Source organism: Acinetobacter sp. AND/436 (assembly GCF_049546925.1).
In the GTDB taxonomy this organism is placed as follows: domain Bacteria; phylum Pseudomonadota; class Gammaproteobacteria; order Pseudomonadales; family Moraxellaceae; genus Acinetobacter; species Acinetobacter indicus.
The window spans coordinates 57,224-73,054 of sequence record NZ_JBMXBO010000004.1 but is presented as its reverse complement, the minus strand read 5'-3'; the positions used below and the strand labels follow the sequence as shown (position 1 = coordinate 73,054).

The following is a 15,831-nucleotide window of genomic DNA, read 5'->3' as shown; positions in this document are numbered from 1 at the left end:
CTTAATATAAGGCTTTTAGCAGCTCACCTGCCCCTTGTGCCAACAGGTTCTGTGCCAGTTGTTCACCCAGCTGTTCGGCCTGCTCGGGTGCGGCACTGAGCTGTGCGCTTAACAAGGTCTGGCCATCGACACTGCCCACCCGGCCTTCCATCGACAGCTGGCCATCTTTTAAAGTGGCATAACCGGCAATCGGCACCTGACAGCCACCTTCCAGATAAGCATTAAACGCACGTTCTGCGCGTACACAGACATTGGTTTCATCATCCATCAACGGCAAAATCAGCTCGAGTACGGCCTGATCATTAGTCCGGCATTCCAGCCCCAAAGCGCCCTGACCCACGGCCGGCAAACTCACTTCAGGCGCGAGCGTATGACGAATCCGCTCACTAAGGCCCAAACGCTTCAGGCCGGCACTGGCCAGAATAATCGCATCATATTGACCTGCATCCAGCTTGGACAGACGGGTACCAACGTTACCGCGCAAATCAATAATCTCCAGGTCAGGGCGTGCTTTTAAAATCTGGCATTTACGGCGCAAACTGGACGTTCCGACTTTGGCACCCTGCGGCAAGTCCTGAAAGCTGGCATAAGTATTGGACACAAAGGCATCCAGCGGATCTTCACGCTCGCAAATCACCGCCAGGCTTAAGCCTTCTGGTAGCGCCATTGGCACATCTTTCATGGAATGCACAGCAAGGTCAGCACGACCATCCAGCAAAGCTGCTTCTAATTCTTTGACAAACAGTCCCTTGCCCCCAATTTTGGCTAAGGGGGTATCGAGAATTTTATCACCCTGGGTCACGAAGGTGACCAACTCCACGTTTAGACCGGCATGCAAGGCTTCTAAACGCGCACGAATGTGTTCCGCCTGCCATAATGCCAGCGGGCTTTGTCGAGTTGCAATTTTCAGGGTGTTCATCATGTCAGTGAAAGCAAATAAAAGGATTCCCTTAAACTTAACCTGATCGCTTGAAAATGCAAGTCAATTTGCACCCTGAGATGGCGAAAAAGCCATTTCAGCCGGTGCTTACAGTTTCTGAATACGTTCTCTTAAGGTCGGTAAATGACGACGGCTTACTGCCAGACGTTCTTCCAGTTCACGACAACGCACCTGATATTGACCGGTATTAATCACTTCCAGTCCTTCAAGATAATGAATCGAGACCAGTGCATTGCGATGAATCCGAATAAACTGGTCGGCAAATTCATGCTCCAGGTCTTTTAAGGTTTCGTCAATCAGCACGCTGCCATTTTTATGGCGCACGGTGACATATTTTTGATCTGCTAAAAAATAATAAATATTTTCTACAGGCACCAGTTCAACACCACGATAAGTTTTCGCCGTGATCTGGTGGCGTTTTATATTCAATTCTTCCATATTTTCTTTTTGTTTTATGTGACTCAGCTGGGCTTGCGTGAGTTTGGTTAAGTGATCTAAAACCTGCTGCAATTCCTGTTGCATGACCGGTTTTAATAAATACCCTTCTGCCTGCGATTTAAATGCATCAAGTGCATGCTCATCATAGGCGGTACAAAAGACAATTGCCGGCATGGGGTCAAGCTCGCGCAAATGCTGGGCGCAGCTTAGTCCATCCATTTCTGGCATCTGAATATCTAATAACACGACATCTGGCTGATGTTCATCTGCTAGCTCAATGGCCTGCTCACCATGACTGGCGGTTGCCACCACCTGATGTCCAAGTTGAGTCACCAAGCGGGCCAAACGCTCAGTTGCAAGAGGTTCATCATCACAGATCAGAACATCCATTTATCCCTCCTTTACGTTAAATCATTTATTTTTATAGCTTAACGTGAATTTTTTTTTATTTATATGGATACTGTACCACGGTGGTATACATGCCCTCCCCTGCATACGTTTGAAAGACCACCTTTCTTCCATAAAAGGCGCGTAGACGCTGTTGCACATTTTGAATTGCAATACCATGTCCTTGTCGTAAATTCATTTTAGCGTTTACGTAAGGGTTTGTAATGACGATATTGACTTGATTTTCCAAAATTTCTACCAATACGCTAATGGTACTCGGTCTGGATATTTTTTCAACACCATGAAAAATACTATTTTCCAGTAAAGGTTGTAAAGTTAATAAGGGAATTTGTACCTGACTGAGCAGTTGCGGCTGTTCAATTTTCCATTCCACCTGCAAGCGTTCACCCAGACGAATCTGCTCAATCTCCAGATAACGCTGGCATAATTCAACTTCTTCCTGCAGCTTGACCAGCTTGACTTCCTGTAAACTGGCACGAAACAGACGTGACAGATTGAGCAGCATCTGCTCGGCTTTTTCAGGATCAATCGCAATCAGGCTAATGACATTATTTAAACTGTTGAATAAAAAATGCGGATGGATACGCGCTTGCAAGGCATGCACCTTGGCCTTTAGAGCACTTTGCTCGCGCAGATAATTCTGTTCGCGCAAATATAAATAGCGAAAACAGAATGCTCCCAGCAAGATGCCATAACTTAAATGCAAATCCAGCCCGCCCCCCAGCTCGGCTGCAGTCAAGTCACGCAGATGAAAATTCTGGCCAAAATGCGTCAGCAGATTCAGGCTTAAAGTGGTCACCAGTACAATTAGCTGTAGCAATAAAAAACCAAAACCGAGCGAAAAGCCCAGACTCATCCGGCCCAAACGTCTTTGAAAATATTCAATAAAGGCAGTAAAGGCCAGCAGCACCCAGTTAATATACAGCACATATTGCAGCAGCCTTGAGCCGGTTAATGCCTGCCAGCCCTGCGCTTCAGCCAGTGCCAGCACCATGGCCAATACATTGCTGGCAATAAATAATTCAATTAGATGTTGCCAACGCCCTATTTTCGTAAAAAAATAACTGTAATTTTTTTCATCAGCCGTATCTGCAAAAGATGATCTCACCTGCCCTTCGGCAAGTGATTCCGAATTTGTTATACTCGTTTTCAAATTACTGCTTTTTATTCTATTGAGCCGATATGACCACATCTTCTAATTCCTCAAATCCGTCACAAACCCAGACTTCGGGTATGTGGGGCGGTCGTTTCTCTGAAGCTACTGACGCATTTGTTGCTGAATTTACAGCATCTGTCCAATTTGACCAACGCTTTTATAAACAAGATATTGCCGGTTCAATCGCCCATGCAACCATGTTGGCCAAAGTTGGCGTGCTGACTGCACAGGAACGTGACGACATCATCAACGGCTTAAACACCATTAAAGCCGAAATTGAAGCGGGTCAGTTTGAATGGCGTATTGACCTTGAAGATGTGCACATGAACATCGAATCACGCCTGACCCAGCGTATTGGCATTACCGGTAAAAAACTGCACACCGGCCGTAGCCGTAACGACCAGGTGGCGACTGATATCCGTCTGTATGTGCGTGATGAAATTGATGCCATTTTAGAATTATTGAAAAAACTACAAACTGGTATTCTAAGCCTGGCGGCAAAAAACACTGACACGATTATGCCGGGCTTCACCCATTTACAAACTGCTCAACCTGTGACTTTTGGTCACCACCTTATGGCCTGGTTTGAAATGCTGGTACGTGACTCTGAGCGCTTAATTGACTGCCGTAAACGTGTGAACCGTATGCCACTCGGTTCAGCTGCACTGGCAGGTACAACCTATCCAATCGACCGCGCCTATACCGCAGAATTACTGGGCTTTGATGCCGTGGCTGAAAACTCTTTAGATGCAGTATCTGACCGTGATTTCGGGATTGAATTTAACGCTGCGGCATCGTTAATCATGATGCACCTGTCACGTATGTCGGAAGAACTGATTCTGTGGACCTCAGCCCAGTTTAAATTTGTGAATATTCCTGACCGTTTCTGTACCGGTTCATCGATCATGCCGCAAAAGAAAAACCCGGATGTCCCTGAACTGGTTCGCGGTAAAACCGGCCGTGTTTATGGTGATTTAATGAGCCTGTTGACCCTGATGAAAGGTCAACCACTGGCCTATAACAAAGACAACCAGGAAGACAAAGAGCCTCTGTTTGATGCAATTGATACTGTACGTGGTTCACTGATGGCGTTTGCTGACATGATTCCGGCATTGGTGCCTAACATTGCAGAAATGCGTGAAGCGGCGCTGCGTGGTTTCTCTACTGCAACCGACCTTGCGGATTACCTGGTGAAAAATGGCGTTGCTTTCCGTGATGCCCATGAAATTGTTGGTAAAGCGGTCGCACTGGGCGTACAGGAAGGCAAAGACCTGTCTGAACTGACCCTGGAACAGCTGCAGCAGTTCTCTGACCTGATTCAGGCCGATGTATTTGAAAAAGCCCTGACTCTGGAAGCTTCAGTGAATGCACGTAACCATATTGGGGGGACTGCTCCGGCACAAGTCGCTGCTGCGATTGAACGCGCCCACGCCCGTTTAGAGCAACTTTACGCTTAATCTTAAATTCGGAGTATGGATATGTCTCGACAAGTATTTTGCCGTAAGTATCAACAAGAAATGGAAGGCTTGGACTTTGCCCCGTTCCCGGGTGCCAAAGGTCAGGAATTATTTGATACCGTGTCTAAACAGGCCTGGAACGAATGGCTGAAACATCAGACCACGCTGATCAATGAAAAGCGTTTAAATGTGTTTGAAGCAGATGCGAAAAAGTTTCTGGAAGAACAGCGCGAAAAATTCTTCAATAATGACGAAACCTTAGAAAAAGCCGAAGGGCTAAAGCCTGAGTAAAACTTAAAGCGCTGCTTTAAGTTTTACGCAAGACAAGGACGAAGTCCGCGTAGGCTTTCATGCAAAAAGAATCTCCATTTTTGGGGATTCTTTTTTATGCACGGTTGTAAAAATTACGTAAGACAAGCGAAGCGCGTGGGCTTAAATTTGAAAGGCTCCAGAAATGGAGCTTTTCTTTTACTCTATCCAAACCCAAGATCAACCACTGCACATAGGGTTTTATCTCGGAAGATGCTTTTAGCCTTTAATCCAAAAAAATTTCATCGATAAAAAATGAATTCCTCTTCATTCACCCATTTCAGGCTTGGCACAGAAAAAGTAGATGAACTTTGTTGTTTTCCAGCCGCAAGCTCCCTGTTTATAGTGAGCTTAAGGTGATTGGTTTTTATTGAATTGACAGGTATATCTGGACAACTATAAAGTTTTACTTCACCAAAATCAGGGGTTTATAATTTAGATTAAAATTAACCTATTTAACCGATTAGTATTGTAACTGGCCGATACATTTGTTCATAAAACTCAACATTAGACTACAATAAGCTTAAAGATTTCCGCGCATCATCTTCCTATAATAACAATCAAGGAGATGGAAGCATCTCTTATAATAGATATAAATATCCCCGATTTCGATCTCAGATTTCCCCCAAAATCTGGGATTTTTTTTATCCATTTTATGCGTAATCCATAAAAAAAAGCCTGAAATTATTTCAGGCTGTTTCTGGTATTCAAACTTAGCGTTCTTGAACTTTCTGTTCAATTTCTTCCATGCTGGTATGACGCACATCCAGACCTTTGACCATATAAATCACTTGCTCGGAAATATTACGCGCATGGTCACCAATCCGCTCTAGGGAACGCAGTACCCACATTACATTGATGACGCGGGAAATATGACGTGGATCTTCAATCATATAGGTCATTAAGGTCCGGGTGGCCGACTGGTATTCACGGTCGATATCGGCATCGGCCAGCAGTACACGTAAAGCCTGATCGACATCCAAACGGGCAAAAGCATCCAGCGCATCATGAATCATGACTCGCACCTGGTTACCAATATGACGGGTCTCCATATAACCGCGCGGCGAGCCCCCTTCTTCACATAGGCTTTGTGCAATCCGGGCAATTTTGGCCGCTTCATCGCCAATACGTTCCAGGTCGGTATTGGCCTTGCTCATGGCAATCACCATGCGCAGGTCAATTGCAGCGGGATGACGGCGTGCCAAAATCAGGGTTAATGCTTCATCAATTTCAGTTTCCAGACGGTTCACTGCATTGTCCTGAAATTGCACCTCTATTGCCATCGCGGCATCTGTGTCCAGCAATGCATGAATCGCATTGGCCACCTGCTGCTCTACCAAGCCACCCATGGTCATGAATTTTGTATTGACATCCTGTAGATCTTCATTAAATTGAGAAGAAATATGGTGATTTAACACAGGATTATTTGGACTCAAGAGATGTACTCCAATGCAATAATAACGGACTTATTTTATCATTGATTATTAAATCACATTAAACATTAAGCTTTTATGACAATTTAAACAAGTGCCCGATTGCATCATTTTATTTTATTGAAATTTAAGGTTTTTCTATTAACCACAAGTTCATCTCGGCCAGATCTTTTTCACTGAGTTGCCCCACCGATGCCCGGAGGCGCAGCACATTAATCAGATAATCATATTTGGCATTCAAATAGTCCTGCTTGGCCGAAAAAGCATTACGCTGGGCCAGCAGGACATCGACCATGGTTTTTAGGCCTTCATGATATTGGGCACGGGAGGCGCGCGATACCAGTTGCGCCGATTGCATGGCCGCCTGTCGTGCCTGTAACTTGGATTGATCGGTTTCCACCTGCAAATAGGCACTTTTTACATCGGTATTGGCTTTACGGATGGCCGCATCCAGCTCGGCTTCGGCTTTATCGACATTCACTGCTGCTTTCTGGATATTGCGCTGGGTACGGCCGCCGGTAAACACATTCCAGTTCATTTCAATGCCGACCTGATCAAACTGACCATCCTGAGAAATCAGGCTTTGTGGCGTCTGCTTGTTATAGCCATAAGTACCGACCGCTTCAATTTGCGGATAACGCGCGGCCTGCTCGACCCGTTTCTGGTCTTCAGCATAACGCTGCTGCAAGCGGGCCTGCAAAATGGATAGGTTCTGACTTTGCGCCAACTCGGTCCATGCCTCTAAACTGGCCGGATAAGGTTTTTGGAACTGAAAGTCATCTCGCAGTACCGCCAGATTTTCACGATATGGCCCGATCAGCTGTGCCAGTTGTTCCTGTGCCAGCACCAGCTGCACATGGGTAGCAATCCGGTTGGCCTTGGCATTTTGATATTGCGCCTCGGCTTCGCTGACATCACTGCGCGCGACCAGTCCCTCGCGCAGCTTGGCATTCATCATGTTCAGCTGTTCCAGCAGTGCCTGCTCTTCCTGCAAATAGGCCGTCGTTAAAGACTGCTGGCGCAGCACATTAAAATAGGCTTCGGCCACATTTAAAATATGCTCCTGCTTTTGCAGTCTTAAGGTGACTTCACTGAGACTGAGTGAGGTTTTGACCTGTTTTAGGCCTTCCCAGGCATCCCAGCGGAATAAAGGCTGGCGTGCAGTGACACTCACCTGACGGGTGGTGGTTGCTGAAGGCGACAGGCTTTCAGAGCTGACTGGAAAACCTGGAATTGTCGCAGCATTGGCGTCCTGACTGCGCCGGGTGATATTGCCAGACACAGTCACGGTCGGCAGCAAATTGCCTTTGGCAATGCCTAAATTCAGTTGATCGGCTTCATATTGCAACAGATTGGCCTGCCAGTTCGGGTCGGTGGCTTTGGCACGCTCATAGGCCTCGACCAGATCCAAGGCTTGCGCCCAAGGGCTAAACAACAGCAGGCCCAATACACATATTTTTTTCTTCATTTTATTCGTTTAACTCATCTCGCCAAAATGGCCATGTCTCAGTCAAGCATTGACTCAATTTGCTCCATAGTAGCGATTTATCGCATTTTTTTCGTATGTTTTTGATTATTTTTTTATATTTTACCGCTTTAACTCAAGCAGCAAGCTGTCCAGTTGAGTTGAGCCAGGAGCGCACTCACAGCCATGTAACCAAACTTCAGCACAACGCTACAATTCACCGGCCCGAAGCTGGTTACAATAGCGCCATACATTCCGCACTTGTTATTTTTTTGCTGCTTTTTTAATTGGGTTATCGTGAAGCTTATTTCTCCCCGCTGGCGTACTTTACTGCTCAGTTTATGTTCTGCAATGGTTTTGACCGCGTGTCAAAGGCCAGAACCTCCTGTGGTCATTGAACAGAAGCCGAAGCAGGCTGTGGCTGAACAGGCGGTCGATTTAAAGTCGATCTGCCGCGGCATTGAACAGGAAATGCGCGAGATTAACCAGCAGCGCACCACCTTTGCCCTGGAACAGATTAACCAGGATTTAAAAGTCTGTTTGCCACTAATGGATTTCCCCGACCAGCAGCATCTGCTGGAACTGTCTGCCCAGATGTACCAGAATTTTCTGAAAGTCGAACGTACCGCCCAGCAGCAGACCGCTTTTGATCAGTATGCCTTTGATCTGGCCCAGCATCCCACCATTCAGCAAAGCCATTTCGAACAGTTTGCCTTACGCGACCAGTATCTGCTGAAACACAAAGGTCAGGCCTATGTCGACCTGTATGATGCCGGTGAAGGGCAACTGGTCTATCGGCGTAATCCGCAGTACCTGGCTCGTATTTTTGCGCCTTATCTGCCCGATGCCGAACGGATTTTTATTGAAAATCTGGCCGAACAGAATATGCAGCGTCCGATTCGTGATGGCGGCCTGACCATTGATGCCCAGGAAGTGGTGCGTCGCGCCCTGTTCTGGGAAGATTATGTCAAAAACTATCCTGACAGCAGTTATATCCGCGATGCGCGTTATCTGGATCAGGTCTATCGTATGTTCCTGTTTAAAGGCACCTTAAATACCCCGGTTTCAGACAGCTATGAAGCAGAATATGCGATTCAGCCCAGTGTCTGGTATCAAATTGAAAAGCTGGCCAAGCTGGAGCAGTCACGACTGGCAGATCAGGCGCGTAAATTCCGCAGCTTTGTACAGATGTCGCCACAGGAACGGCGTAACCGTATTCCAGTCAGCCTGACCGCACAGGAACAAAACAATGAACGTACCAACACCCTGGCGCTAAAGCAGCTGTCCCATTATCTGGATTTACCGCTAAACGGCTTAAGTCCGACCCGTGACTGTTTTAGCGATGCGGTCTGTATGCCTTATCAGAATAACTAAGCCCCCACCAATTTGGCAGTTTTATCACTGGCCTTTTTAAGCCAACCTGTTAAGATTTAAGCAGCTTGACGGAGCGCGAGTAAATCCTCGCTGAGATTGTGTAATTGTCTAACCGTATAGATGATTAAGCACAAGTACCGTTGAACCTGATCAGGTTAACACCTGCGTAGGAATCAAGCGCAACTAAACCTTAAGTTTCGATTTATTATTCAGGATAAATCCGTTTCGTTTTGGTCGTGCTTGATTCGTTGATGCTCTTCATAAGGATCATGGTATGAACCAATTAACGAATCTTTCTTCCGAGGCTATTTCTGCTCAACACGAGCAAGATGCCAAAGACCTCACCCGTATTTTACCCGCTTCGAGCAAAGTCTATATCCAGGGCTCACGTGAGGATATCCGTGTCCCGATGCGCCAGATTGAACTGACCGAGACCCCAACCAGTTTAGGCGGTGAACACAATCCGCCGGTAATGGTCTATGACACCTCTGGCGTTTACACCGACCCGGAAGTCAATATTGATCTGAACCAGGGTTTACCGAATGTGCGTGAACGCTGGATTGAAGAGCGTAACGATACTGAAATTCTGGATCAGCTCAGTTCTAAATTCGGTCAGGAACGCCTGCGTGACATCCGCACTGCCGACATCCGTTTTGCCCATATCCAGAAACCGCGCCGGGCCAAACGCGGGCATAACGTGACCCAAATGCATTATGCCAAACAGGGCATTATTACTCCGGAAATGGAATACATCGCCATCCGTGAAAACCTGCGCCAGCAGCAAGGCGTCGATATGCGCCAGCATCCGGGACAAAACTTTGGCGCACAAAACCTGCGTGAAATTACCCCGGAATTTGTACGTCAGGAAGTCGCTGCCGGCCGCGCCATTATTCCCGCCAACATTAACCACCCTGAAATTGAGCCAATGATTATTGGCCGTAATTTCCTGGTGAAAATTAATGCCAATATTGGTAACTCGGCACTGGGTTCCGACATTGCCGAAGAAGTGGCAAAAATGACCTGGGCCACCCGCTGGGGCGCCGACACCATCATGGATTTATCGACCGGGAAAAATATTCATGAAACCCGCGAATGGATTATCCGTAACTCACCCGTGCCAATTGGTACCGTGCCCATTTATCAGGCGCTGGAAAAAGTTAACGGCGTAGCAGAAGACCTGACCTGGGAAATCTTTAAAGACACCCTGATTGAACAGGCCGAACAAGGTGTGGACTACTTCACCATTCATGCTGGGGTACTGCTGCGTTATGTACCGCTGACCGCCAACCGCCTCACCGGTATTGTGTCACGTGGTGGTTCAATCATGGCGCAGTGGTGTCTGGCGCATCATGAAGAAAACTTCCTGTATACCCACTTCGATGAAATCTGCGAAATCATGAAAGCCTATGACGTGTCGTTCAGTCTGGGCGATGGTCTGCGTCCGGGCTGTATCCAGGATGCCAATGATGAAGCACAATTCAGCGAACTTCGCACCTTGGGCGAGTTAACGCATCGCGCCTGGGAACATGATGTGCAGGTGATGATTGAAGGCCCGGGCCATGTGCCAATGCATATGATCAAGGAAAATATGGATCTGCAACTGGAAGTCTGCAAAGAGGCGCCGTTCTATACCCTTGGTCCGCTAACCACCGATATTGCACCGGGCTATGACCATATTACCTCGGCCATTGGGGCCGCTATGATTGGCTGGTATGGCACGGCCATGCTGTGCTACGTGACGCCAAAAGAGCATTTAGGTCTGCCGAACAAGAAAGATGTTAAAGACGGTATTATCACCTACAAGATTGCTGCACATGCCGCCGATCTGGCCAAAGGTCATCCGGGTGCGCAGGCGCGTGACAATGCCCTGTCCAAAGCCCGCTTTGAATTCCGCTGGGAAGATCAGTTTAACCTGAGTCTGGACCCGGATACGGCGCGCAGTATGCATGATGAAACCTTGCCGAAAGAAGCACACAAATCAGCGCACTTCTGTTCGATGTGTGGACCGAAATTCTGCTCCATGAAAATCACCCAAAATGTGAGAGATTATGCGCAAAATCAGAATCTTGCTAAAGAAGCCATGCAAAGTGATACAGAGGTTGCGGAAGGTCTCAAAGCCATGAAGGAGACCTATCAGCAGACTGGTCAAAAATTGTACCACGACGTCTAAACTATCGAAAAAGAGTTTGTGTTCCATTTAATCTCAGTTAGGATGAAAACTGATGTTCTTCATCCGTATGATGTTTTATGGAAATACTTAAACAGGCGACCTATGGTCGAAATGAACTGCGCATTCAACAGCGTGAATTCTTGTTTCGTGGCTTTATTCAGGTTGAAAAAGTCAGTCTGAGCCATCGCCTGTTTAATCAAAACCACTATACACCGGTCATTCATCGGGAGTTGATTCAACGCCCGGAGGCAGCCGGTGTATTGTTATATGATGAAAAAAAACATAAATTTGCATTAATAGAACAATTTCGTATTGGGGCAATGGATGATCAGGATTCTCCCTGGCAACTCGAAGTCATTGCGGGCGTACTCGATGGTGATGAATCACCGGAAAGCTGCATTCGCCGTGAAACCCTAGAAGAATCAGGCTGCGAAGTTGAAGAACTGCAGCATCTGTTTACCTTCTATCCTTCTGCAGGAGCTTGTGCGGAAATCTTTCATTTATATAGTGCGAAAGTAAATTTGCCTGAACAAGGCGGTGTGTTTGGTCTTAGTGAGGAAGGCGAAAATATTCAATTGCATATTTTTGAGTATGAGCACTTACCGATCTTATTGGCCAATGGTCGGCTCAGGAATGCGCCACTGATCATCGCCCTGCAATGGTTACAACAACAAATCAAACCATAAGGAATGTCTAAGGGGTCAGGCATGACTTTTATAAGCAAAAATACACAAAGCTGGACCATCGTCCAGATTTCAGACACACATTTAATGGATCAGGAAGACCTTAAATTTGTGCAGATGAATCCGGAACACAGCTTTCATGGCATCATGCGTGATATTCAGCAACGTTATCCTGAGCTGGATGCCATTGTTCATACCGGGGATCTGGCACAGGTGCCAGTGCCGGCGACCTATGCGCGCTATCTGGCATTTATGCACCGCCTGAATATTCCGTTTTATCAGATTCCGGGCAATCATGATGAGGTGGAGTATTTTCCGTTTCACCAGCAGCAAAACCGGGTACATGCCATTCATTTGGGTCGCTGGACCATCATGCTGCTGAACAGTGCGGTCAAGAATCAGATTGATGGCCGGATTGAACCCTCCCAGCTCGCGCAACTGGACCAGCTGTTAACCGAACATGCCGGCCAGCATGTGATTCTGGCCTGTCATCATCATCCTTTTGCCATGCAGTCGCATTGGGTCGATCAGCATAAACTGAAAAATACCGCCGATCTGACTGAAGTGATGGTCAAGCACCAGAATATTAAAGCGGTTTTATTTGGCCACGTGCATCAGGATTCACTGAACATCTGGAACAATATTCCTTTTTATTCAACGCCTTCGACTTCAGTGCAGTTTAAACCACACAGTGATGATTTTGCCCTGGGACAGGAAGCACCGGGCTATCGGGTCTTGCATTTAAAGGACAATGGCGAGTTCGACACACAGGTGCATCGTGTTGAAAATTTGGTCGGTCAAATAAATAATGAAATTTCAGGTTATTAACTTTTCATTTTATTCTTTTTGCTTTAAGTTATGGCTGCGAAGGAAAACGTGATACGACGAAATCCAAACATCAAAGACTATCAATATACATAAAAAGTCTATATGATGACGACCCCCGAAGGGATAATCTTCTCCTTGGGAGTGGATAAAAACACTTGCATATCACCATATTTTTTGCGTATAGATGATACGTATATGATGAGGAATGCCCTACATGGCGAATGACAACCAAAATCAAGTCTTGGACGAACAAACAGATGTTGTAGAGGAAAAATCTACAAAGCGCGTGCGTAAGACAAAGCCAAAGGCGTCAGAAGGTGGTTCTACTGCTAGCTTATTTGGTATTGAGCCTTATCAGCCGAAAAAAAATGAAGAATATATGTCTGAGGGCCAGCTTGAGCACTTCCGTCAGATTCTCTTGGCCTGGAAAGCCGAGCTGATGTCTGAAGTTGATCGTACGCTAAACACAATGCAAGATGAAAATACTGCATTGCCTGACGTAAACGACCGCGCCACTCAGGAAGAAGAGTTTGCTATCGAGTTACGTACCCGTGACCGTGAACGCAAACTGATCCGTAAAATTGAACAATCCATTGAAGCCATTAAAAACGATGACTACGGTTTCTGTGAAACCTGCGGAATCGAAATTGGTTTACGCCGTTTAGAAGCGCGTCCAACTGCGACTTTGTGTATTGACTGCAAAACTTTGGCAGAAATCAAAGAGAAGCAAAATAACGGTTAAGCATGTCTATTCGTAATCCCTCCCTGCCCCTCCCTTTGATAAAGGGAGGGAAAGCTGAAGAGAATTACGTGGGCCGGTTTGCGCCATCGCCAACCGGCCCTTTGCATTTTGGTTCCCTCATTACCGCGGTGGCCAGTTATTGCGATGCCAAGGCCCAGCATGGGCGCTGGCTGGTCCGTATTGAAGACACTGACATTCCCCGTATTTATCCCGGCAGTGAAGCGCATATCCTGCGTTCTTTAGATGCCTTTCAGTTCGAGCCGGATGGCGAGATTCTGTTTCAAAAAGACCGTTTGGCCATTTACGAAGACATTCTTGAGCAACTCGCCGAGCAAGGCTGGGTCTATGCCTGTCAGTGCACGCGTAAAATGCTCGGTTCCAATCATATTTATGCTGGCACCTGTCGCAATCTGCAACTCCCCTTTGCACAGCAGGCCATCCGCCTGAAAGTGACCGATACAGACATCTGCTTTGAAGACCGCTTGCAGGGCCGGCATTGCTCCAACCTGCAACAAGATCTGGGGGATTTTGTCTTAAAACGCCGTGACGGGATTATTAACTATCAGCTGGCCGTGGTGGTCGATGACTATCTGCAAGGCATTACCGATGTCGTCCGCGGCGCAGACCTCTTGGACAATACCGAACGACAGATCTGGCTTGGGCGGGTGCTGGGCTATCCGGAACTGCGCTATCTGCATTTGCCGCTGGCCATGAATGATCAGGGGCAAAAACTCTCCAAGCAGAACCTGGCCCAGCCGCTGGATTTAAATCAGGCTCCTCTGCTATTACAACAGGCGCTCACGGCTTTGCACCAACCCCCGGTAGTTTTAGACACCCCGGCACGTATGCTGCAGCAAGCCATTGCCCAGTGGTCAATTGACGCCATTCCACATACAACTCAGCTACAGGGCAGCTACGCATAACTACACAATTTGCGCTAATCTAGAAAAAAATAACTGCAAGATGGGATTACTATGTTTTTTATTTTCGGGATTGGTCCAAAAACCAAAGTGCTGGAGAAAAACCAGTTTGTCTGTCCGGTCTGTCGCACCCGCACCAGCTATGAACTGAAGCAGCAGCGCAATTATTTTTCCTTATTTTTTATTCCTTTAATTCCGCTATCCAAAGCCAAAGGCAGCTTTGTCAAATGTCTTAACTGTAAAACGGAAATGCCAAGCACAGTGTTGCACCATGCTCAGCCAGATCCATTTCAGCAGAGCAATCTAGAAGCTTGATTCCTCACGGCTTGGATTGGTCTGCTGGGTAGTACTTTCAATTTTCAGAATCAGACTGACCATCACCGCACACATAATTAGCGATGAACCACCATAACTGATAAATGGCAGGGTCAGCCCTTTAGTCGGCAACATGCCCATATTCATGCCGGCATTCACCAGAATCTGTAACAGGAAGATGATGCTGATGCCATAGGCCAGATAACCAGCACGTAAATACTGATGTCGCAAGGCACGATGACCAATGCGAATACAGCAGACCAGCATGGTGAAAGACAGGCTCAGCACCACCAGGATACCAAAAAAGCCAAATTCTTCGCCTAAAACGGCCAGCATAAAGTCGGTATGCGCTTCCGGCAGATAGGACATTTTCTGGATACTATGCCCCAAACCCACCCCGGCCCATTCACCACGGCCAAAAGCCATTAAGGCATTTGACAGCTGATAACCGGCCCCGAGCGGATCATTCCACGGGTTAGAGAAAGACATTAAACGTTCAAAACGGTAGGGCTCAAACACCACCAGGAAGGTAAACGCACCCAGCATCGCACCCAAGGCAATCCCGAACTGAATCAGTGGTGCACCGGCCAGGAAGAACACCCCGAGCATGGTCAACGCAATCACCACAGTCGCACCCAAATCCGGTTCTGCCGTAATCAGGCCCACAGTCGCCGCCATAATCACTGCCAGCCGCACCAGACCTTTAATATTATTACGCACTTCTTCGGCACGACGTACCACGTAGTCGGCGGTAAAAATCGCCATCATCACCTTGGCCACTTCTGAAGCCTGCAAGGTAAACCCGGCCACCCGAATCCAGCGTTTGGAACCATTCACTTCGGTACCGACCACCAGTACCGCAATCAGCAAGGCAATGGTAATAATCCATAAAAAGAAGGTGTTATTGAACCAGAGGTTTAAGGGAACTTTATACACGGTATAGGCGGCAATTAGCGCTACCGCAATTGAAATACCATGCCGCAGTACATAATGGAAGGCATTTTCATGCATACGCTCGGCATAGGGCATTGAGGCAGACGCCACCATAATCGAGCCGATACAGAGCAAGGCCAATACGCTAAAAATGAGCACATTGCGCACATTCACTTCGGCCGGTAACCGCGGTAACCAGCGCTCATAGACCTGATTGATTTTATTGATCGTTGTCTGAGCAAAGCCAGCCATATCCCAAA

15 protein-coding genes and 1 riboswitch are annotated in these 15,831 nt (G+C 47.1%); of the genes, 9 read left to right on the top strand and 6 right to left on the bottom strand.

Annotation, left to right across the window (positions count from 1 at the left end):
* Position 1: 1 nt before the first annotated feature.
* From hemC to ACPEPR_RS04885, 3 genes are all read right to left on the bottom strand, one after another.
* Positions 2-919, bottom strand: a complete 918-nt coding sequence (gene hemC / locus ACPEPR_RS04895; protein ID WP_034598116.1) for a hydroxymethylbilane synthase — start codon at positions 917-919, stop codon at positions 2-4.
* A 108-nt stretch (positions 920-1,027) separates the two neighbouring features.
* The gene (locus ACPEPR_RS04890) at positions 1,028-1,768 is read right to left on the bottom strand and encodes a LytR/AlgR family response regulator transcription factor (RefSeq protein ID WP_005181633.1); all 741 of its coding nucleotides are present in this window, start codon (positions 1,766-1,768) and stop codon (positions 1,028-1,030) included.
* Between the two features lie 55 nt (positions 1,769-1,823).
* Positions 1,824-2,978 carry a sensor histidine kinase gene (locus tag ACPEPR_RS04885; protein WP_423562030.1) on the bottom strand — a complete coding sequence of 385 codons (1,155 nt, stop codon included), beginning with the start codon at positions 2,976-2,978 and terminating at the stop codon, positions 1,824-1,826.
* On the opposite strand from ACPEPR_RS04885, the gene argH reads away from it, so the two are divergent.
* Together argH and ACPEPR_RS04875 are read left to right on the top strand one after the other, a co-directional pair.
* Positions 2,969-4,399: an argininosuccinate lyase gene (argH, locus tag ACPEPR_RS04880; protein ID WP_171065096.1), complete on the top strand. Its 1,431-nt coding sequence runs from the start codon at positions 2,969-2,971 to the stop codon at positions 4,397-4,399. The genes ACPEPR_RS04885 and argH overlap by 10 nt on opposite strands.
* A gap of 21 nt (positions 4,400-4,420) precedes the next feature.
* On the top strand, positions 4,421-4,690 hold the full coding sequence (locus tag ACPEPR_RS04875; RefSeq protein ID WP_005181625.1) for an oxidative damage protection protein: 270 nt from the start codon (positions 4,421-4,423) through the stop codon (positions 4,688-4,690).
* A 731-nt stretch (positions 4,691-5,421) separates the two neighbouring features.
* Here ACPEPR_RS04875 and phoU read toward each other — a convergent pair.
* Complete coding sequence (phoU, locus tag ACPEPR_RS04870; RefSeq protein WP_005181619.1) at positions 5,422-6,144, bottom strand: phosphate signaling complex protein PhoU; 723 nt, start codon at positions 6,142-6,144, stop codon at positions 5,422-5,424.
* 124 nt (positions 6,145-6,268) lie between these two features.
* Positions 6,269-7,609, bottom strand: a complete 1,341-nt coding sequence (locus tag ACPEPR_RS04865; RefSeq protein ID WP_075174910.1) for a TolC family outer membrane protein — start codon at positions 7,607-7,609, stop codon at positions 6,269-6,271.
* Between the two features lie 348 nt (positions 7,610-7,957).
* On the opposite strand from ACPEPR_RS04865, the gene ACPEPR_RS04860 reads away from it, so the two are divergent.
* The 7 genes from ACPEPR_RS04860 to ACPEPR_RS04830 all read left to right on the top strand — a co-directional run bounded on the left by ACPEPR_RS04860 (position 7,958) and on the right by ACPEPR_RS04830 (position 14,638).
* Positions 7,958-8,980 (top strand): hypothetical protein, encoded by a 1,023-nt coding sequence (locus tag ACPEPR_RS04860; RefSeq protein ID WP_423562036.1) that lies wholly within the window; start codon positions 7,958-7,960, stop codon positions 8,978-8,980.
* A 59-nt stretch (positions 8,981-9,039) separates the two neighbouring features.
* Positions 9,040-9,170, top strand: a riboswitch (TPP riboswitch).
* A gap of 84 nt (positions 9,171-9,254) precedes the next feature.
* Positions 9,255-11,150, top strand: a complete 1,896-nt coding sequence (gene thiC, locus ACPEPR_RS04855; RefSeq protein WP_005181616.1) for a phosphomethylpyrimidine synthase ThiC — start codon at positions 9,255-9,257, stop codon at positions 11,148-11,150.
* A gap of 77 nt (positions 11,151-11,227) precedes the next feature.
* Complete coding sequence (locus ACPEPR_RS04850; protein ID WP_005181612.1) at positions 11,228-11,836, top strand: NUDIX domain-containing protein; 609 nt, start codon at positions 11,228-11,230, stop codon at positions 11,834-11,836.
* 21 nt (positions 11,837-11,857) lie between these two features.
* Positions 11,858-12,661, top strand: a complete 804-nt coding sequence (locus ACPEPR_RS04845) for a metallophosphoesterase (protein ID WP_104989208.1) — start codon at positions 11,858-11,860, stop codon at positions 12,659-12,661.
* Positions 12,662-12,875: 214 nt separating this feature from the next.
* Positions 12,876-13,403: an RNA polymerase-binding protein DksA gene (gene dksA, locus ACPEPR_RS04840; RefSeq protein WP_016659695.1), complete on the top strand. Its 528-nt coding sequence runs from the start codon at positions 12,876-12,878 to the stop codon at positions 13,401-13,403.
* 2 nt (positions 13,404-13,405) lie between these two features.
* Positions 13,406-14,326, top strand: a complete 921-nt coding sequence (gluQRS, locus tag ACPEPR_RS04835; RefSeq protein ID WP_104489114.1) for a tRNA glutamyl-Q(34) synthetase GluQRS — start codon at positions 13,406-13,408, stop codon at positions 14,324-14,326.
* Positions 14,327-14,377: 51 nt separating this feature from the next.
* A complete protein-coding gene (locus ACPEPR_RS04830) occupies positions 14,378-14,638 on the top strand; it encodes a zinc-ribbon domain-containing protein (RefSeq protein ID WP_005181597.1) in 261 nt (86 codons plus the stop codon).
* Here ACPEPR_RS04830 and ftsW read toward each other — a convergent pair.
* Entirely contained in the window at positions 14,627-15,823 is a 1,197-nt protein-coding gene (ftsW, locus tag ACPEPR_RS04825; RefSeq protein ID WP_160241699.1) for a putative lipid II flippase FtsW, read from the bottom strand. The two genes, ACPEPR_RS04830 and ftsW, sit on opposite strands and share 12 nt — an antisense overlap.
* Positions 15,824-15,831 lie beyond the last annotated feature (8 nt).

Bases quoted from the DNA above. Each gene is read 5' to 3' on its own strand.
- hemC (WP_034598116.1), bottom strand. From the start codon at position 919: ATGAACACCCTGAAAATTGCAACTCGACAAAGCCCGCTGGCATTATGG.
- ACPEPR_RS04890 (WP_005181633.1), bottom strand. From the start codon at position 1,768: ATGGATGTTCTGATCTGTGATGATGAACCTCTTGCAACTGAGCGTTTG.
- argH (WP_171065096.1), top strand. From the start codon at position 2,969: ATGACCACATCTTCTAATTCCTCAAATCCGTCACAAACCCAGACTTCG.
- ACPEPR_RS04885 (WP_423562030.1), bottom strand. From the start codon at position 2,978: ATGTGGTCATATCGGCTCAATAGAATAAAAAGCAGTAATTTGAAAACG.
- ACPEPR_RS04875 (WP_005181625.1), top strand. From the start codon at position 4,421: ATGTCTCGACAAGTATTTTGCCGTAAGTATCAACAAGAAATGGAAGGC.
- ACPEPR_RS04865 (WP_075174910.1), bottom strand. From the start codon at position 7,609: ATGAAGAAAAAAATATGTGTATTGGGCCTGCTGTTGTTTAGCCCTTGG.
- ACPEPR_RS04860 (WP_423562036.1), top strand. From the start codon at position 7,958: ATGGTTTTGACCGCGTGTCAAAGGCCAGAACCTCCTGTGGTCATTGAA.
- thiC (WP_005181616.1), top strand. From the start codon at position 9,255: ATGAACCAATTAACGAATCTTTCTTCCGAGGCTATTTCTGCTCAACAC.
- ACPEPR_RS04850 (WP_005181612.1), top strand. From the start codon at position 11,228: ATGGAAATACTTAAACAGGCGACCTATGGTCGAAATGAACTGCGCATT.
- ACPEPR_RS04845 (WP_104989208.1), top strand. From the start codon at position 11,858: ATGACTTTTATAAGCAAAAATACACAAAGCTGGACCATCGTCCAGATT.
- dksA (WP_016659695.1), top strand. From the start codon at position 12,876: ATGGCGAATGACAACCAAAATCAAGTCTTGGACGAACAAACAGATGTT.
- gluQRS (WP_104489114.1), top strand. From the start codon at position 13,406: ATGTCTATTCGTAATCCCTCCCTGCCCCTCCCTTTGATAAAGGGAGGG.
- ACPEPR_RS04830 (WP_005181597.1), top strand. From the start codon at position 14,378: ATGTTTTTTATTTTCGGGATTGGTCCAAAAACCAAAGTGCTGGAGAAA.
- ftsW (WP_160241699.1), bottom strand. From the start codon at position 15,823: ATGGCTGGCTTTGCTCAGACAACGATCAATAAAATCAATCAGGTCTAT.